General features: G+C 64.6%; 19 protein-coding genes. 14 read left to right on the forward strand and 5 right to left on the reverse strand.

Features of this window, described 5'->3' with window-relative positions; genetic code table 11:
- Window positions 1-5: 5 nt before the first annotated feature.
- The 8 genes from ACSBOB_RS26535 (at window position 6) to ACSBOB_RS26570 (ending at window position 6,220) form a co-directional block, all read left to right on the forward strand.
- Window positions 6-731 (forward strand): glutathione S-transferase family protein, encoded by a 726-nt coding sequence (locus ACSBOB_RS26535; protein ID WP_442579045.1) that lies wholly within the window; start codon window positions 6-8, stop codon window positions 729-731.
- A 7-nt stretch (window positions 732-738) separates the two neighbouring features.
- Entirely contained in the window at window positions 739-1,068 is a 330-nt protein-coding gene (locus tag ACSBOB_RS26540; RefSeq protein ID WP_442579046.1) for a DMT family transporter, read from the forward strand.
- Between the two features lie 63 nt (window positions 1,069-1,131).
- The gene (locus tag ACSBOB_RS26545) at window positions 1,132-2,565 is read left to right on the forward strand and encodes a glutamine synthetase family protein (protein WP_442579047.1); all 1,434 of its coding nucleotides are present in this window, start codon (window positions 1,132-1,134) and stop codon (window positions 2,563-2,565) included.
- A 58-nt stretch (window positions 2,566-2,623) separates the two neighbouring features.
- A complete protein-coding gene (locus ACSBOB_RS26550) occupies window positions 2,624-2,860 on the forward strand; it encodes a CopG family ribbon-helix-helix protein (protein WP_442579048.1) in 237 nt (78 codons plus the stop codon).
- Window positions 2,860-3,147 carry a type II toxin-antitoxin system RelE/ParE family toxin gene (locus tag ACSBOB_RS26555; RefSeq protein ID WP_442583836.1) on the forward strand — a complete coding sequence of 96 codons (288 nt, stop codon included), beginning with the start codon at window positions 2,860-2,862 and terminating at the stop codon, window positions 3,145-3,147. The genes ACSBOB_RS26550 and ACSBOB_RS26555 overlap by 1 nt, the downstream gene beginning before the upstream one ends.
- 28 nt (window positions 3,148-3,175) lie before the next feature.
- A complete protein-coding gene (locus ACSBOB_RS26560) occupies window positions 3,176-4,462 on the forward strand; it encodes an NAD(P)/FAD-dependent oxidoreductase (RefSeq protein ID WP_442579049.1) in 1,287 nt (428 codons plus the stop codon).
- Between the two features lie 319 nt (window positions 4,463-4,781).
- Window positions 4,782-5,600, forward strand: coding sequence for an SH3 domain-containing protein (locus tag ACSBOB_RS26565; RefSeq protein ID WP_442579050.1), 819 nt, complete (start codon window positions 4,782-4,784; stop codon window positions 5,598-5,600).
- Between the two features lie 74 nt (window positions 5,601-5,674).
- On the forward strand, window positions 5,675-6,220 hold the full coding sequence (locus ACSBOB_RS26570) for a DUF3291 domain-containing protein (RefSeq protein WP_442579051.1): 546 nt from the start codon (window positions 5,675-5,677) through the stop codon (window positions 6,218-6,220).
- Window positions 6,221-6,223: 3 nt separating this feature from the next.
- Here the strand turns inward: ACSBOB_RS26570 and ACSBOB_RS26575 are convergent, their stop codons facing one another.
- The 4 genes from ACSBOB_RS26575 to ACSBOB_RS26590 form a co-directional block, all read right to left on the reverse strand.
- Window positions 6,224-6,970: an SDR family oxidoreductase gene (locus ACSBOB_RS26575; RefSeq protein ID WP_442579052.1), complete on the reverse strand. Its 747-nt coding sequence runs from the start codon at window positions 6,968-6,970 to the stop codon at window positions 6,224-6,226.
- Between the two features lie 143 nt (window positions 6,971-7,113).
- The gene (locus tag ACSBOB_RS26580; protein WP_442579053.1) at window positions 7,114-8,589 is read right to left on the reverse strand and encodes an aldehyde dehydrogenase family protein; all 1,476 of its coding nucleotides are present in this window, start codon (window positions 8,587-8,589) and stop codon (window positions 7,114-7,116) included.
- 108 nt (window positions 8,590-8,697) lie between these two features.
- Entirely contained in the window at window positions 8,698-8,835 is a 138-nt protein-coding gene (locus ACSBOB_RS26585) for a type II toxin-antitoxin system mRNA interferase toxin, RelE/StbE family (protein ID WP_442579054.1), read from the reverse strand.
- Between the two features lie 93 nt (window positions 8,836-8,928).
- Complete coding sequence (locus ACSBOB_RS26590) at window positions 8,929-9,186, reverse strand: type II toxin-antitoxin system RelB/DinJ family antitoxin (RefSeq protein ID WP_442579055.1); 258 nt, start codon at window positions 9,184-9,186, stop codon at window positions 8,929-8,931.
- 263 nt (window positions 9,187-9,449) lie between these two features.
- Here ACSBOB_RS26590 and zwf point away from each other — a divergent pair, with 263 nt between their 5' ends.
- The 5 genes from zwf (at window position 9,450) to ACSBOB_RS26615 (ending at window position 14,220) form a co-directional block, all read left to right on the forward strand.
- Window positions 9,450-10,919, forward strand: coding sequence for a glucose-6-phosphate dehydrogenase (gene zwf / locus ACSBOB_RS26595; RefSeq protein WP_442579056.1), 1,470 nt, complete (start codon window positions 9,450-9,452; stop codon window positions 10,917-10,919).
- A gap of 5 nt (window positions 10,920-10,924) precedes the next feature.
- Window positions 10,925-11,623, forward strand: a complete 699-nt coding sequence (pgl, locus tag ACSBOB_RS26600) for a 6-phosphogluconolactonase (protein ID WP_442579057.1) — start codon at window positions 10,925-10,927, stop codon at window positions 11,621-11,623.
- Window positions 11,624-11,691: 68 nt separating this feature from the next.
- Window positions 11,692-13,512, forward strand: coding sequence for a phosphogluconate dehydratase (gene edd / locus ACSBOB_RS26605; RefSeq protein WP_442579058.1), 1,821 nt, complete (start codon window positions 11,692-11,694; stop codon window positions 13,510-13,512).
- Window positions 13,513-13,579: 67 nt separating this feature from the next.
- Window positions 13,580-13,831 carry an AbrB/MazE/SpoVT family DNA-binding domain-containing protein gene (locus ACSBOB_RS26610; RefSeq protein WP_442579059.1) on the forward strand — a complete coding sequence of 84 codons (252 nt, stop codon included), beginning with the start codon at window positions 13,580-13,582 and terminating at the stop codon, window positions 13,829-13,831.
- On the forward strand, window positions 13,828-14,220 hold the full coding sequence (locus ACSBOB_RS26615) for a type II toxin-antitoxin system VapC family toxin (protein ID WP_442579060.1): 393 nt from the start codon (window positions 13,828-13,830) through the stop codon (window positions 14,218-14,220). Before ACSBOB_RS26610 ends, ACSBOB_RS26615 begins: the two co-directional genes overlap by 4 nt.
- Before the next feature lie 49 nt (window positions 14,221-14,269).
- On the opposite strand, the gene ACSBOB_RS26620 is transcribed toward ACSBOB_RS26615, so the two are convergent.
- Window positions 14,270-15,796, reverse strand: a complete 1,527-nt coding sequence (locus tag ACSBOB_RS26620) for an ABC-F family ATP-binding cassette domain-containing protein (RefSeq protein ID WP_442579061.1) — start codon at window positions 15,794-15,796, stop codon at window positions 14,270-14,272.
- Between the two features lie 434 nt (window positions 15,797-16,230).
- On the opposite strand from ACSBOB_RS26620, the gene ACSBOB_RS26625 reads away from it, so the two are divergent.
- Window positions 16,231-16,683 (forward strand): hypothetical protein, encoded by a 453-nt coding sequence (locus ACSBOB_RS26625; RefSeq protein ID WP_442579062.1) that lies wholly within the window; start codon window positions 16,231-16,233, stop codon window positions 16,681-16,683.
- The last annotated feature ends 18 nt before the right edge of the window (window positions 16,684-16,701 follow it).

The following is a 16,701-nucleotide window of genomic DNA, read 5'->3' on the forward strand; positions in this document are numbered from 1 at the left end:
TGATCATGACCCGAGAAAATCCGCTTGCGAGCACAGATGAAGTCCCCGAACGTAAGCCTGCGCTGACGCTAGTCAGCCATCACCTCTGCCCCTATGTCCAGCGCGCCGCCATCGCGCTCGCCGAAAAAGGCGTTGCCTTCGACCGGGTCCATGTCGATCTCGCAGCCAAACCCGACTGGTTCCTGGCGATCTCGCCGCTCGGCAAGGTGCCCCTGCTGATCGAGCGGCAAGACGACAACACAGATTCCGTGCTGTTCGAAAGCGCGGTGATCTGCGAATATCTGGAGGAGACGCAGGCTGGTGCGCGTCTTCATCCCGCCGATCCGCTGACGCGGGCGCGCCACCGCGGCTGGATCGAATTCGGGTCGTCCATCCTGGCCGACCTCTGGGGCCTGGAGACCGCGAGGGAGGCTGGCGGCTACGAGACGAAACGCGCGGCCTTGATCGAAAAATTCGTGCGCGTCGAGGCTGAATTTGGCGGCGGTCCGTTCTTCGGCGGCAATGACTTCTCGCTCGTCGACGCCGTCTTCGCGCCGATCTTCCGCTATTTCGACGTGTTCGAGGCGATCGGAATGCCGACGCTCTTCCGCGGCCTGCCGAAGGTCGGCCGCTGGCGGGCCGCGCTCGCCGATCGGCCGAGCGTCATCCAGGCGGTGGATCGCGACTATCCCGAGCGGCTCCGCAAATTCCTCGCCGACCATGACGCCCACCTCCTGCAGCTGGCCGCATGAGGCTGCGATGACCCAAGGCACGGCATGGCTCCTGTTGATCACGGCCGGAGTGCTCGACGCCGCCTGGGCCGTGTCCATGAAATATGCCGACGGCTATACGAGGCCCGGCTGGACCGCGGTGTCGCTGCTGCTTCTGGCGGCTTTCGTCTATCTGCTCGGCAGGACGCTGACGGTCCTGCCCGTCGGCACGGCCTACGCCGTCTGGTCCGGCATCGGGGCGGCCGGGACGGTGATGCTCGGCATCCTCCTTTTCGGCGAGGCCCTTGCGCCGGCGCGCATCGCCGGAATTGCACTGGTCGTCGCCGGCATCGTCGTGCTCAAGAGCGTGCCGGGATAAGCCCCCTTTCCTTTATGAATTGCGCGCGGCTATACTTCGGTCTTCGCAACCCTCTGGTGATTGATGCCGCCTGAAAAAAAGGAAGCCCGCCCCTCCGGTCGCGCGGGTCGCGCTCGCATACCCGCTTACGTGAAGAACCTCCGTGGCGTGAACAACTGGAAACAGGTCAGCGAATGGCTTGAGTGGCGCGGCATCGAGGACATCGAGTGCATCACGCCCGACCAGGCGGGCGTCGCCCGCGGCAAGATGATGCCGTCGAGCAAATTCACCTCCAACACGTCGCTGGCGCTGCCTTCGGCGCCGTTCATGATGACGATCTCCGGCGATTATCCGGAGGACGGCAACGGCTTCGAGTATCCCGAGGACGATGGCGACCTGAAGCTGGTGCCGGACCTGTCGACGCTCTGCCGCGTGCCGTGGGAGGAAGACCAGACGGCCCAGGTCATTTGCGACCTCGTCCACCAGGACGGCCGCTATGTCGAGTTCACGCCGCGCAACGTGCTGCGCAAGGTGCTCGCCGCCTACAACGCCAAGGGCCTGAAGGCGGTGGTGGCGCCGGAGATCGAGTTCTACCTCGTGCGCAAGAACCCGGACCCGGACTACCCGCTTCAGCCGCCGGTCGGTCGCTCGGGTCGGCCGATCGCCGGCGGCTCCGGCTATTCCATCGCCGGCGTCAACGAATATGACGAGCTGATCGACGACATCTACCATTTCTCCGAGGCGCAAGGGCTGGAGATCGACACGCTGATCCATGAGGAAGGTGCGGGGCAGTTGGAGATCAACCTGCGCCACGGCGATCCGATCGAGCTTGCCGACCAGGTATTCCTGTTCAAGCGCACGCTGCGCGAGGCGGCGCTGAAGCACGACATGTACGCCACCTTCATGGCCAAGCCGATCCAGGGCCAGCCGGGGTCGGCCATGCACATCCACCAGTCGATCGTCGACAAGAAGACCGGCAGGAACATCTTCACCGGCGAGGACGGCAGCGAAACCGAAGCCTTCCGCCATTTCATCGGCGGCATGCAGAAGCACGTGCCGAGTGCGCTGGTGATGTTTGCGCCCTATGTGAACTCGTACCGCCGGCTGACGCAGGCCGCCTCAGCGCCGGTCAATACGAAATGGGGCTACGACAACCGCACCACGGCGTTCCGCGTGCCGCGCTCCGATCCGGCGGCGCGGCGCGTCGAGAACCGCATCCCGTCGTCCGACGCCAATCCCTATCTGGCGCTCGCCGCATCGCTCGCCTGCGGGCTGATCGGCATGACCAAGAAGATCGAGCCCGACGCGCCGATCCTCACCACCGCCAACGAGGACGAGATCGACCTGCCGCGCGGACTGCTGGAAGCCGTCGACCTGTTCGAGGCGGACGAGGATCTGCGCGAGATGCTGGGCGCCGCCTTCGGCGCGACCTACGCGGCGATCAAGCGCGCCGAGTTCGAGACGTTCATGGAAGTGATCAGCCCGTGGGAGCGGGAGTATCTATTGCTGAATGTGTGAGAATGCCTGAGCCCGTGACGTTATTCCCAAACCGAACAGATAATGCGATAGATTATTAATGGCATCCAAGCTCGAAATCGCACCCGAACTGCGTGCTCGCGTCGATACGATCGCTGCTCGATCCAATCTGACCGCGGCAGAAGTGATCGCCGACGCTTTGGAGCACGGTCACTCGCTCGATTGGCAGGAGCAGTTCCTGGACAAGGTGGCCGAGGGGATCGCTGCGGCCGAACGTGGGGAATTTGCTGCGCCCGCCGATGTCCAGAGGATACGAAACAAATATCGCCCGTCGTGATGCTGGTCGTCTGGACGCTTCCGGCACTCAACCATCTCGACGACGTCCAGGATCACATTGCCAAGGAAAGTCCAAAAGCAGCCCACCGGTTCGTCAACAGCCTGATCGATCGCACGGAACAGATGCTGTCGATAAATCCCAACATCGGTCGCACGGGGCGTGTGGCGGGCACGCGCGAACTGGTGGTTGCTTGCACATCCTACATCGTCGTCTATCGGATACTCGACAGCGTCGAAATTCTTGCCGTTGTTCACGCCGCGCGCGAATGGCCAGAGAAATTCGATTAGCCATGCACCCTTCAAGCAAGACCCCGCAATGACCTACCAATCCCCCATTTCCCCCGGCTATTCCTGGTACGAGGCGACGGCCGGCCGGCGGACCGAATATCCGGCGCTCGACGGCGACCGGACGTGCGACGTGGTCATCGTCGGCGGCGGGTTCACCGGGCTGTCGGCGGCCGTGCATCTTGCCAAAACGGGTACGAATGTCGTGCTTCTGGAAGCCTGCCGCTTCGGCGACGGGGCGTCCGGCCGCAATGGCGGGCAACTCGGCACCGGGCAGCGGGCGGGTGCCGAGGAGCTTGAGGCCGAGTATGGATTCGAGCGCGCCAAGGTGCTGTTCGACCTCGCCGAGGAAGCCAAGGCGCACCTGCTGGAGTTCGCCTCGGTCAACGATATCGACATCGACTTCCGTCCCGGCCACATGAACGTCGCCCACAAGAAGCGCGAACTGCCGGAATTCCTCGAACACGCGGAAGCGATGACGACGCGTTTCAACTATCCGCACATGACCTACATGGACGCCGCCGAAACCGCCGAGCGGCTGGGGTCGACGCATTATTTCGGCGGGGTGCGCGACACCGGAACCGGCCATATCCATCCGCTGAAACTGGTGGCCGGCACGGCGCGGGTCGCGGCGGAGGCCGGCGCAAAACTGTTCGAGAACAGCAAGGTCAACAGCGTCGCGACCAATGGCGGCAAGGTGATCGTTTCGACCGCACGCGGCACCGTGACGGCGCAGAAATGCCTGCTGGCGATCGACGCCTATTCCGGCGACCTGGAAAAATCGACCGCCTCGCATATCATGCCGATCGGCTCGTTCATCGCTGCAACCGTGCCGCTCGGCGAAGACAGTCCGGTGCTGCCGGGCGGCGAATCGGTCGCGGATTCGCGTTTCGTCGTGCGCTACTTCCGCCGGGCAAAGACCGGCGAGTTGCTGTTCGGCGGGCGGGAGATCTATTCGGTCCAGGATCCGAAGGATATCCACATCCACATCCGCAAGCAGATCACCGAACTCTACCCGGCGCTGAGCGACGTCGAGATCACCCATGGCTGGGGCGGCTATGTCGGCATCACCGTGCCGCGCAAACCCTATGTGCGCGAGGTGATGCCCAACGTCATTTCGGCCGGCGGTTATTCCGGCCACGGCGTGATGCTGTCGAATTTCGTCGGCAAGCTTTATGCCGAGACGGTCGCCGGAAACCGCGACCGGCTGAAACTGTTCGAGGAGCTGAACATCCCGGCCTTCCCCGGCGGCCGGCGGTTCCGGGCGCCGCTGCTGTTCCTGGCGCTCAACTGGTACGCGCTGCGGGACCGCATCTGACCCCGCCTTTTGCGCTGTATCGCGGCGCGCAAGACCGCGTCTCCAAGGTCGGTTTGAGCACCTGATGCGCGCAAAATTGCGCCACAGTTGCGTTCCGGTGCCCAAACGGGCTATTCAGGCGCCATGTTTTCGGCATTTCGTGCCGGAAAAGTGGGACTTGGGCCTAGAGATGCCACAATCTTTGTCCAAGCTGGTAGGACCAGCCTGTTCCGGGAGGTGATTCAGGCTGGGTTCTCTGTTATGCCGGACCACGTTCGGCGTAGGTGAATTTCCAGAGCGCGAGACCGTACGAAGATCGGTAAGCGCGGAGAGGTTTGCGTTGAAGGGCTGGTTCGGATCCGGCAAGTCGAGGCCACGGCGCATGCCGCTGGAAGTGCGCTACGACGCGCGGCCTTCGGTCTGGCATGGGATCGCCGAGCGATCGCATCTGATCGTTGCCGGGATCGGTTCCGCCGTCATGCTCGGCCTTGCCGGAACGGCAATCTGGCTGGCCTTGCCTTCCGACACGACCGACCAGATCGTGAGCCCCGTGCAGGCCGCGCCCCGGGTCGCCTCCGCCGTTGCCGCGCCGGCTTCGCAGCCCGACGCCGCGCCCGCAGCCAATACAATCGCCGATCTGAAACCGGCAGCCGAACAGAAGCCGGCGCCGAGCACAGTCATGACCGTGGCGGACCCGCCCGCGCCGGAGGAAGCGACGACGGACGATGTCGAGCCGCTCGACCAGACCGACCCGCGATGGACGAGCACTGCCAAAACCGCGGCGGCGCCAGCCCGGGCGAAAGCCTCGGAAGGCGACAGCAAACCGGTCGTCACCGCCTATGCCGAGGATGACGGAACCGCCGACAAGGCCTCGACCGCCGCCATCCCTGCCGCGCAACCCGCGCAGGATGCCGACAAATCCGACCAGGCGGCCGAAACGCCGGCTGCCGAGGAAAAGGTCGCGAACGCCGGACGCGCGGGGCGGACCGCCCGCGCCGTCACCATGCGGGCTCGGCCGAGCAGCCGTGGCGGCGTGCTTGGCACCGTGCCTGGCAGCGCCGACGTGCAGGTGGTCTCCTGCGACCAGTGGTGCGAGATCGTCTACAAGGGCAAGCGCGGCTTCGTGTATCGAAGTTTTCTGCGCAACAACGGCCGCTAGGCGATCCGCCGGCCGGCCGTTCGGCACAGTACCCACCCCTCTCCCATTTTCCGAGAATCCAGTCGGGTGACGCGATGCGCGGCAAGTCTCTTGACATCTACAATTTCGGCATGTTCCGAGAACGCTCGGATCATCCGAGCATTCAGGGCTTTCACGACCGCAACGACCGCAATTTCACAACGGCCGAGCAGAGCGACGGTTTTGTCGCCCGGTCCGGCTATGCCGACGAGCCCGGCCCGGCAAGCTGGGGCGTGCAGGTCTATCCGCGCTTCCACGTGGACCACGGCGACGGATGGGCGCCGTCGACGCTGTCGCTGTGGCGCGACCTCGGCTCGCTGATGGCGTTCTCCTATGCGGGCTTTCACGCCGAGACGCTGCGGCATGCGCGAAAATGGTTCGTCGAGCCGCAATGGCCGCCTTATGTGCTGTGGTGGGTCGAGCCCGACCGCACGCCGCTCTGGGCGGAAGGCGTGGCGCGGCTGGAGTATCTGCACGACCACGGGCCGAGCGTCTTTGCGTTCGACTTCAAGCAGCCTTTCGACGAGCACGGCCAGCCGACGGCGATCGATCGCGCGGCGCTTCTCCAACGAAAGTCGGAGGACAGAGACCGAGCCGAATAGCGGTCACACGCAGCGGCCGCCGTCGACCTCCAGCGCCACGCCGGTGATGAATTCCGCTTCGTCCGATGCCAGCCACAGCGCGGCGTTGGCGATGTCGAGCGGCGTGGAGAAGCGGCCGAGCGGGATGACCGACTTGAACTGGGCGCGGCGCTCCGGCGTGTCCTCTCCCATGAACTGCGCCAGCATTCCCGTCTCGCCCGCCACGGGGCAGACGCAGTTGACGCGGATCTTCTTGGGCGCGAGTTCCACCGCCATGGATTTCGTCGCGGTGATCGCCCAGCCCTTCGAGGCGTTGTACCAGGTCAGCCCCGGGCGCGGACGCAAGCCGGCGGTCGAGGCGGTGGTGATGATCGCGCCGCCGCCCTGGCGCTCCATGATCGGCACGACGGCCAGCGTCGAGAAATAGATCGCCTTCATGTTGATCGCGGCGATCAGGTCGAAGGTCGCTTCCTCGACCTTCAGCATGTCGCCATTGTTGTGGGTGTAGCCGGCATTGTTGACCATGATGTCGATGCGGCCGAAGGCGCTTTTTGCGGCATAGACCATCTCGTCGACTTCCGAACGCAGCGACACGTCGGTGGTGACGGCGATGGCGTTCTGGCCGATCTCACCGGCGACGCGCTCGGCACCCCTGGCGTTGAGGTCGGCGACCACAATCCTGGCGCCTTCCTCGGCGAAGCGCTTTGCCATGCCTTCGCCGAAGCCGGATGCCGCGCCGGTGATAATCGCGACTTTGTCCTTCAGTCTCATTCTTCCTCCCTTTTTCCCATGTCGGTGGTGTGATCCCACATACCTCGACGATCGTACGTATCCCGGCCCGTCGCTATCGCTCCGGGCGTTCGTCGCTCGAAAAGCCAAATCATTGGCTTTTCGTCCGCTACGCGGACCGCTCCTCACCCATGATTGAACACCACCGTCTTGGTGGCCGACATGTCGTACAGCGCATCAAATCCCTTCTCGCGGCCGTGGCCCGACCTCTTGAAACCACCGAAGGGCAGTTCGATGCCCCCGCCGGCGCCGTAGCCGTTGACGAAGACCTGGCCGGCGCGCACGCGCTTTGCGACACGGTGCTGCCGCGCGCCGTCGCAGGTCCAGATACCAGCGACGAGGCCGTATTCGGTGCCGTTGGCGATGCGGATCGCGTCCGCTTCGCCGTCGAAGGACAGAAGGGTCAGCACCGGCCCGAACACTTCCTCCTGAGCGATGGTCAACATCGGATCTTTCGCCGCGATCAGCGCCGGTGCGTAATAGAAGCCTCCCTCCGGCGCGTCGGCATGGATCGAGCCCCGCGCCACGATCGCACAGCCGGCATCCTCGGCGTCCGACACCATCGCCGCCACCGTCTGCTTCTGGCGAGGATTGATCAGCGAACCGAGGTCGAGATCGGCATCGTGCGGGCCGGCGACCAGCTCCGAGAAGCGCACGGCAAGTCCCTCCGCGACCTCGTCATAAACCGCCCGCTCGACCAGCACGCGGCTGCCGGCCGAGCAGGTCTGGCCGCCATTCTGGATGATGGCGTTGACCAGCACGGGCAGCGCCGCGCCGATGTCGGCATCGGCGAAAACGATCTGCGGCGATTTTCCGCCGAGTTCCATGGTGACGCCGCGATTGTTCCCGGCCGCCGCCTTCTGGATCGCGGCGCCCGTCGCCGGCGAGCCGGTGAAGGTGACATAGTCGACCAGCGGGTGGGCGGAGAGCGCCGCGCCAGCGTCGCGGCCGTAGCCGGTCACGACGTTGAACACCCCTTCCGGAAAACCCGCCTCCAGCGCCAGTTCGGCAATGCGGATCGTGGTCAGGGAGGCGTCCTCCGCCGGCTTGGCCACCAGTGTGTTGCCCATCGCCAAGGCCGCGCCCGCAACACGGGCAAGAATCTGCAGCGGGTAGTTCCACGGGATGATGCCGGCCACGACGCCATGCGGCTCGCGCAGCGTCAGCGCCGTGTAGCCGTCGAGGAAGGGAATCGTATCGCCATGGATCTTGTCGGCCGCGCCGCCGTAGAATTCGTAGTAGCGCATGGTGGCGGTGACGTCCGCCCTGCCCTGCCGCACCGGCTTTCCGGTGTCGCGCGATTCCAGCGCGGCCAGTTCGGTGGCGTTCTTCTCCACGAGCAGGCCGAGTTTTGTCAAAAGCCTGCCGCGCTCAACCGCCGGCATGCGCGCCCACGGACCGTCGTCGAACGCCCGCCGCGCGGCCCGCACGGCCAGGTCGACATCGCCTTCGCCCGCGGCCGGAATCGACGCGAAAACCTTGCCGTCCGATGGGCAGACCACGTCAATCCGCTCGCCCGACAGCGAGTCTACCGCACGCCCGCCGACCAGTTGCATGAATGCACGGCCTTCGGCGATCGTTCGCGAAAGATGATGGCCCATTTCTTTTTGTTCCCAGATGGCCTCCCGGTGCGGCGAAGCCGTCTATTCCCTGAACAGGTCCGAATGACTGCCTGTCCGCGCAAGCTGCAGTTCATTGCCCTCTATTCGTTAGAGCAAGAGCCAGTCCGGTTCGATATGCAGGTCACGCAACCCATGCCATTCGCCTAGCAGCGGATGATCGCCGTGTTCGGCCGGCAGTGGGTGCTGCTCAATCAAAAGCAAGAGCACCCTGCGCAGCTTGGCCATGTCCTTGCCGCGCTTCTCAAGCCGCCTGATGTCCTTCTTGAATTTCGTGGATTGAACTGGAAGGCGAGGCACGGCGGAATTCCGATTGATCCGCTAAATACCCAGATCGTCGAACAGCGCATCGGCGCTGTCGGAACGCTTTCCCTTGCCCCGAACCAACTGCTTCATCGCTTTCTCGGTTTCGATGGTAGGGACGCGAACGTCGAACGGCAAGCGCTGCTCGTCGGCAATCCGCAACATCAGGAGCCGGATGGCATCGGACACGGAAAGGCCCATCGCCTCCAACGCCGCGCTTGCCCGCTCCTTGGTATCCGCATCGATCCTGGCCCGGACCACCGTATCGCTCGGCATGATGTTCACCTCGATCGTCGTAGCCCTATTGTAGCTACAGAGGTACGTGATCACAAGAGGATCATAAGTATGGGGTAATGTTGGCATCACGCATTGCCAGACTGCCGAGCCTTTGCCACCGGTCGGCGCTCTGCTAAGTGGATATGGCGAGGCAAAGCCTCCACCCTGGTTTTCCAGCGCATGTGACACCATGACGCTGGCGGGCTTAAATCGATTAGATTAAATGGTGGACAGCCACGGCTGTCGCCACGCACGGAATCATCATGACCAGCCAGATCATCCCCGTAGACCCGTTCGACTTCGTCATTTTCGGCGGCACGGGCGACCTGTCGGAACGCAAGCTGCTGCCGGCGCTCTACTACCGGCAGTGCGACCACCAGTTTTCCGAGCCGACCCGCATCATCGGCGCGTCGCGCGCGAAACTCTCCGACGCCGAGTTCCAGGAGTTCGCACGGAAGGCGATCGTCGAGCATGTGAAGGAGTCGGACGTCAAGGAAGACGAGCTGAAGAAGTTCCTCGAGCGGCTCTCCTACGTATCGGTCGACGCCATCAGCGGCGACGGGTTCTCGAAACTGAAGAAGGCGCTCGGCAACAGCGACACCATCCGCGCCTTTTACCTCGCGGTTGCGCCTGCACTGTTCGGCGAGATCTCGCACAAGCTCAAGGAAAACGGGCTGGTGACACCGAACTCGCGCATCGTCGTGGAGAAGCCGATCGGGCGCGACCTGACATCAGCGCTGGCGCTCAACGACCAGATCGGCGCGGATTTCGGCGAGCACCAGGTCTTCCGCATCGACCATTATCTCGGCAAGGAGACGGTGCAGAACCTGATGGCGCTGCGCTTCGGCAACATGCTGTACGAGCCGCTGTGGAACTCGGCGCATATCGACCATGTGCAGATCACCGTAGCCGAGACGGTCGGGCTCGAGGACCGCGTCACCTATTACGACAAGGCCGGCGCGCTGCGCGACATGGTGCAGAACCACATGCTGCAGCTGCTCTGCCTCGTCGCCATGGAGGCGCCGTCGTCGATGGACGCCAACGCGGTGCGCGACGAGAAGCGCAAGGTGCTGCATTCGCTGAAGCGCATCAACGGCGCGGAGGCGCCGAAATCGACCGTGCGCGGCCAATACCGTGCCGGCGCGTCGGCGGGCGGGGCGGTCAAGGGCTACCTCGACGAACTCGGCAATCCCGACAGCACCACGGAAACCTTCGTCGCCATCAAGGCGGAGATCGCCAACTGGCGCTGGGCCGGCGTCCCGTTCTATCTGCGCACCGGCAAGCGGCTGGCATCGCGGGTGTCCGAGATCGTCATCGAGTTCAAGCCGATCCCGCACTCGATCTTCGGCGAGGGCGCGGGCCGCATCCAGGCCAACCAGCTTGTCATCCGCCTGCAGCCCGACGAGGGCGTCAAGCAGTGGATCATGATCAAGGATCCCGGCCCAGGCGGCATGCGGCTGCGCCAGATCGCGCTCGACATGAGCTTTGCCGACACGTTCCACGACCGCAACCCGGACGCTTATGAGCGGCTGATCATGGACGTCATCCGCGGCAACCAGACGCTGTTCATGCGCCGCGACGAGGTCGAGGCCGCGTGGAGATGGATCGATCCGATCTTCAACGCCTGGGCCGACAGCCGCCAGGAAGTGCAGGGTTATACCGCCGGCACCTGGGGCCCGTCCGCGTCGATCGCGCTGATCGAGCGCGACGGCCGCACCTGGCACGAGAGCTGACCGGCATGGCGGGGCTTTCGGCGACACTGCGGGAATTTCCGTCGCGCGAGGCGCTGGCGGCGGAGCTGTCGGCGAAGATCGCCTCGATCCTGGGCACGGCGATCGAGGCGCGGGGCCGCGCGCTGCTCGCCGTCTCCGGCGGTACGACGCCGGCGCTGTTGTTCCGCACGCTGTCCGAGGCCGAGATGGACTGGGCCAAGGTGACCGTCACGCTGGTCGACGAGCGTTTCGTGCCCGACGATTCTCCGCGCTCCAATGCCGGGCTGGCCAAGGCGAACCTTATGACCGGCAAGGCGGGCGCGGCGCGTTTCGTCGGGCTCTATCGTGATGCGCCGGACGTGGAAGAGGCGGCGCGCGAGGCGGACGACGCCATAAGCGGGCTCGGCCTGCCGCTCGACGCCGTGGTGCTCGGCATGGGCGGCGACGGCCACACCGCCTCGTTCTTCCCGGATGCGGCAGAGCTTGCGCAATTGCTGGCGCCGGAGAACCCGAAGCTGGTGATGGCCGTTCATACGGAGAGCGGCGGCGAGCCGCGGCTGACGCTGACCATGCCGGCAATTGCCGGCGCCGGCTTCGTCGCCTTGCACATCGAGGGTGAAGCCAAGCGGAAAGTGCTGGCGACGGTGGTCGCCGGTGAAAAACTGCCCATCCGCGCCGTGCTGGAAGCCGCGCGGACGCCTGTCGAGGTGTTCTGGGCGCCCTGAAGACGACGATCATATCCGGTCGGCTCGCCTCCCACGATCAGGCCGGATGCGAAGAAGGAACGACCGCAATGACCGCCAGGAACGACATCCAAACCATCACAGAGCGGATACGCCACCGCTCGCAGCCGACGCGCGAACTGTATCTCGACCGCATCGGCCGCGCCGCCGGGCGCGCCGCCAACCGCGGCGTGCTCTCCTGCGGCAACCTCGCCCATGGTTTTGCCGTGTGCAGCCCGAGCGAGAAGCTTGCGCTGGGCGGCGACGTCGTGCCCAATCTCGGCATCATCACCTCCTACAACGACATGCTGTCGGCGCATCAGCCGTTCGAGACCTACCCGGCGCTGATCAAGGACGCGGCGAAGGAAGCGGGCGGTATCGCCCAGGTGGCGGGCGGCGTGCCGGCCATGTGCGACGGCGTCACCCAGGGCCAGCCTGGCATGGAACTTTCGCTGTTCTCGCGTGACGTGATCGCCATGGCGGCGGCGGTCGGGCTGTCTCACAACATGTTCGACGCCGCCGTCTATCTCGGCGTCTGCGACAAGATCGTGCCCGGACTGGTGATAGCGGCGCTCAGCTTCGGCCACCTGCCGGCGGTGTTCATCCCGGCCGGGCCGATGCCGTCCGGCATCCCCAACGACCAGAAGGCGAAAATCCGCCAGCTCTATGCCGAGGGCAAGGTCGGCCGCGCCGAACTGCTGGAGGCTGAGTCGAAGTCGTACCACGGGCCGGGCACCTGCACTTTCTATGGCACCGCCAACTCCAACCAGATGCTGATGGAGATCATGGGCCTGCACATGCCGGGCGGTTCCTTCATCAATCCCGGCACGCCGCTGCGCGACGCGCTGACCCGCGAAGCCGCCAAGCGGGCGCTGGCGATCACCGCGCTGGGCAACGCCTACACGCCGGTCGGCCGGATGATCGACGAGCGCTCGATCGTCAACGGCGTGGTCGGCCTGCACGCCACCGGCGGCTCGACCAACCACACCATCCACCTGATCGCCATGGCCGCCGCAGCGGGCATCAAGCTGACCTGGCAGGACATTTCCGACCTGTCGGACGCCGTGCCGCTGCTCGCCCGCGTCTATCCGAACGGGCTTGCCGACGTGAATCACTTCAACGCGGCGGGCGGCATGGGTTTTCTCATCCGCGAGTTGCTCGACGCCGGCTTCCTGCATGACGACGTGCAGACGATCTGGGGCGAAGGGCTGCGCGGCTATGCGGTCGAGGCAAAACTCGGCGCCGATGGCGGCGTGGTGCGCGAGCCCGCTCCGGCGGTCAGCGGCGACGAAAAGGTGTTGGCGCCCTGCGCTAAAGCGTTCCAGGCGAGCGGCGGCCTGCAGGTGCTTGAAGGCAATCTCGGCCATGCGATCATCAAGACTTCCGCCGTGAAGCCGGAGCGCCGCGTCGTCGAGGCCCCTGCCCTCGTCTTCGACACCCAGCAGGCGCTGAACGACGCCTTCAAGGCAGGCAGTCTCGACCGCGACTTCATCGCCGTGGTGCGCTTCCAGGGCCCGAAGGCCAACGGGATGCCGGAACTGCACAAGCTGACCACCGTGCTCGGCATCCTGCAGGATCGCGGCCGGCACGTCGCCCTGGTCACCGATGGGCGCATGTCGGGGGCTTCTGGAAAAGTGCCGGCGGCGATCCATGTGACGCCGGAGGCCCTGGACGGCGGGGCGATCGGCAAGATCCGTGACGGCGACCTGATGCGGCTCGACGCTGATGCCGGGGTGCTGGAAGTGCTGGTGCCGGAGCCGGAATTTTCCAGCCGCGACATCCCGGACGCAGACCTGTCCGACAACGAACACGGTTTCGGCCGCGAGCTGTTCGCGGGTTTCAGGCAGATGGTCGGGCGCGCGGACCAGGGAGCAAGCGCGTTCGCGGCATGATGCCCTGGCTTGAAAGTAAGGCAGCTTTGCCTTACTTTTGTCGATCATTAAACCAGTGGGTACTGCCATGGCTATCGCCACCATTACCGCAAAGGGTCAGATCACGCTTCGGAAGGAAGTGCTGAGGACGCTCGGCGTCAAACCGGGTGACAAGGTCAGCGTGGAAATCACCCCAACAGGCAAGGTGGAACTTGGAGCCCTCAGAAAAAAGCAAGGCCTCAACGCCTTTTTCGGTTCGCTCCACAGGCCTGGCGAGCCAACGAAGTCTCTTGAGGAAATCAATGAGATAGTCCGAAAGGGGTGGGCGGGTGAATTGTGAAAATTACACCCGACACAAACGTCCTCGTTCGCGCGGCGGTCAACGACGAGCAGGGGCCAACAGCGCGAACGGCCCTCTCCGAGGCGGATGTGATCGCATTGCCGCTAGTCGCCCTCTGCGAGTTCGTCTGGGTCATGCGCAGTTCGTACCGGCGTCCAGCATCGGAGGTCGCCGCATCCATCATCGCTTTGATCGAGGCCGGCAATGTCGAAACCAATGAGGCTGCGGTGAAAGCAGGGCTGGATATCATGGTCGCAGGCGGCGATTTCGCGGACGGCGTTATCGCTTATGAAGGCAGTTCGCTTGGCGGCGAAACGTTCGTGACGTTTGATCGGAAAGCCGCCAAGCTTGTTGAGAAGCTGAACGTACCCTCTTTGCTGCTGGAATAGTCGGCACCAAAGCTTCGCTACGAACTGGTCTCCGCCGATGTGGCCTCCCCTATCCAGCCTCCGCCACCGCAGCGAAAAACCCCTCCGGCCCGTCCACCTCGGTCATCCGCTTCCTGTCGATCAGCCAGAACCGGTCGCCGACCGAGCGAACGAAACTGCGATCGTGTGATACCAGCAGGCAACTGGCCTCGTGCTTCAGCAACTCGCCCTCCAGCGCCTCCTGGCCGTCTATGTCGAGGTGGTTGGTGGGCTCGTCGAGGAGATAGAAGTTCGGGTTGGTGAGCCGCAGCACCAGCATGCCCAGCCGTGCCTTCTGCCCTCCCGACAGCCGGCCGACGGCGCTCGTCTGCATGTCGATGCCCATGCCGGCGCCGGCCAGCAAGGTGCGGGCGCGCTGTTCGCCCAGCTCGAAACGCCGGGTGATCAGGCCGAGCGGCGTGTCGCCGTCCGGAAGGTCGGACAGGCCTTGGTCGCCATAACCCAGCACCAGCGAGGGCGTTGCCTTGACCCCGCCGACCGCGTTTTCGGGTGCGAGGATCGCCTGCCGCACCATGTTCACCAGCCGCGTCTTGCCAGTGCCATTGCGGCCGAGCAGCACGACGCGGTCGCCCTGGCGGATCCATTGTCTTCCGGTGCGGAACAACAGCGTCCCGTCCGGCGTGGTGACCGGCGCGTCCTCGAAAGTGACCAGCACCTTGGCGTGGGTGCCGCGATTGGCGAGTTTGACAGCGCCCGCCGACCGCTCCAGATGTGCAGGGCGCGCCGCATCCTCCAGTTTTTCGGCACGCTGCTTCAACTGCTTGGTCTTCACCACCAGAAGGTCGCTGCCCGAATTGATGCCGATATTGTTGAGTTTTGCGGCCTGCCGACGCAATTGCTGGGCGGTCTTCATGTCCTTCTGGAAACGGCGCTCGTCCGAAGCATCGATCTCGTCAAGGGCAGCGCGCGCCCGCGTATAGGGCAGCGAAAACACCTGGGAATTTTCCGGCCGCAGGAACAGCGTCCGGTTGGTCACGGCATCGAGGAAGGCGCGGTCGTGGCTGCAGATCACCACCGGCACGTCGCGCGGCAAAGCGTTCAGCCAGTTTTCGAGCTGGCCGATCCTGGCGAGGTCTAGATGATTGGTCGGCTCGTCGAGCAGCAGCATGTCGGGCTCGGTCACCCAGACGCGGGCGAGCATCGCCAGCCGCAGCCAGCCGCCGCTCAGTTTCGACAGCGGCCGCTCACGCATCGCCTCCGGCACGTCGAGCGAATCGAGCACGATGTCGACCCGCCAGCTCTCGCTTTCGGCCTGCTCGGCAGGGAGCGCGCCGAGGGCCGCGTGGTGGAAAGTCGCATCGAGAAGGCCGGCCGGAACATCCTGTTCGACATGGCCGATGCGCAAGCCACGCGCGCGGGTGACATCGCCGGATGTCGGCTCGAAAGCACCGGTGACGACCCGCAGCAGCGTGGATTTCCCGCGGCCGTTGGCAGCGACGATGCCGAGACGGTCGCCGGGTTCGACGGAAAGATTGAGGTTGGAGAAAAGCGGCGCGCCGAGCGTCACGCCAAGGGATCGCAGGTTGATCAGGGTCATCATCGTTCTCTGGTCTGTCCGCACCGACGCCCACATCCGATTTCAAGGCGGACGAACAGGTTCGGCTGATTGTCATCGCGCAGACGCACAAGCTCAAAAGCTCAGCGCTGCGTCACCACAAGGGGCAGACCGGAAGGAGATGCGAGGAAGCGATCGTCTCTGGTCAGCCCTGCAAACGCATTTGCAGGGCCTGGATCGGGCCACACTGGCGATTATGCCGGAAAAATATCATCGCGCAGCCCTCCTTTCTCGACGTGTCGTACGGGAGTCATAACCGCGTCGGTGGCAAGATGCAATCGTGGCTGTTGAAGCAATTCGGCTTGATACAAACCGGTGTTCCGAAGACATCAAAGTTAAGGTGGGGATGGCTAGGGTAGCGCCAGGCGGCCCGGCCCATGCTGCGGGCAGCGTCAACTTTGGCTGCGAGGAGGCCCATGGCGACAAGACTTGCGCTGAGCGAATCCGAGGCGAAGACGATCATCCAGCACTCGGAAAACAAGCCAGATCAGGAAGGCCGCAATGTCGGCCATACGATCCGCCAGCACATCAGCATCAGCAGGCTCGGCCTCATCACCCGAATGGAGGCAGGACCGGGACGGCACGACCGCAAGGAGGTGTTCTGGCGTTCGGCCTTCCTCAGCGTCGACAGCGCGGCGAAAGTGCTCAGCGACGCCGTCACGGCGATGGCCAATGCGCCATTCGTGGCGAATTTCTCGGAGCGGCCGGACGGCGAGTATCTTGTCGAGGATCCCGAGGTTCCGGCCTTCTGGTGCCGCGACCAGCGCGGACGGTTTCCGGCGGGGCAAGTCCACATCTACGCAAGAAAGATGGCGCAGCGGCCGTATGGCCTGCACCTGATCACCTTCTTCCCGGTGATCAAGATTTGAGAGGAGCGTTTCGCGCAA

Origin of the sequence: Mesorhizobium sp. KACC 23794 (genome assembly GCF_052180275.1) — a bacterium.
GTDB lineage: Bacteria > Pseudomonadota > Alphaproteobacteria > Rhizobiales > Rhizobiaceae > Kumtagia.

Coding starts and splice junctions, on each gene's coding strand:
- ACSBOB_RS26535 (WP_442579045.1), top strand. CDS start 6: ATGACCCGAGAAAATCCGCTTGCGAGCACAGATGAAGTCCCCGAACGT.
- ACSBOB_RS26540 (WP_442579046.1), top strand. CDS start 739: ATGACCCAAGGCACGGCATGGCTCCTGTTGATCACGGCCGGAGTGCTC.
- ACSBOB_RS26545 (WP_442579047.1), top strand. CDS start 1,132: ATGCCGCCTGAAAAAAAGGAAGCCCGCCCCTCCGGTCGCGCGGGTCGC.
- ACSBOB_RS26550 (WP_442579048.1), top strand. CDS start 2,624: ATGGCATCCAAGCTCGAAATCGCACCCGAACTGCGTGCTCGCGTCGAT.
- ACSBOB_RS26555 (WP_442583836.1), top strand. CDS start 2,860: ATGCTGGTCGTCTGGACGCTTCCGGCACTCAACCATCTCGACGACGTC.
- ACSBOB_RS26560 (WP_442579049.1), top strand. CDS start 3,176: ATGACCTACCAATCCCCCATTTCCCCCGGCTATTCCTGGTACGAGGCG.
- ACSBOB_RS26570 (WP_442579051.1), top strand. CDS start 5,675: ATGCGCGGCAAGTCTCTTGACATCTACAATTTCGGCATGTTCCGAGAA.
- ACSBOB_RS26575 (WP_442579052.1), bottom strand. CDS start 6,970: ATGAGACTGAAGGACAAAGTCGCGATTATCACCGGCGCGGCATCCGGC.
- ACSBOB_RS26580 (WP_442579053.1), bottom strand. CDS start 8,589: ATGGGCCATCATCTTTCGCGAACGATCGCCGAAGGCCGTGCATTCATG.
- ACSBOB_RS26585 (WP_442579054.1), bottom strand. CDS start 8,835: ATGGCCAAGCTGCGCAGGGTGCTCTTGCTTTTGATTGAGCAGCACCCA.
- ACSBOB_RS26590 (WP_442579055.1), bottom strand. CDS start 9,186: ATGCCGAGCGATACGGTGGTCCGGGCCAGGATCGATGCGGATACCAAG.
- zwf (WP_442579056.1), top strand. CDS start 9,450: ATGACCAGCCAGATCATCCCCGTAGACCCGTTCGACTTCGTCATTTTC.
- pgl (WP_442579057.1), top strand. CDS start 10,925: ATGGCGGGGCTTTCGGCGACACTGCGGGAATTTCCGTCGCGCGAGGCG.
- edd (WP_442579058.1), top strand. CDS start 11,692: ATGACCGCCAGGAACGACATCCAAACCATCACAGAGCGGATACGCCAC.
- ACSBOB_RS26610 (WP_442579059.1), top strand. CDS start 13,580: ATGGCTATCGCCACCATTACCGCAAAGGGTCAGATCACGCTTCGGAAG.
- ACSBOB_RS26620 (WP_442579061.1), bottom strand. CDS start 15,796: ATGACCCTGATCAACCTGCGATCCCTTGGCGTGACGCTCGGCGCGCCG.
- ACSBOB_RS26625 (WP_442579062.1), top strand. CDS start 16,231: ATGGCGACAAGACTTGCGCTGAGCGAATCCGAGGCGAAGACGATCATC.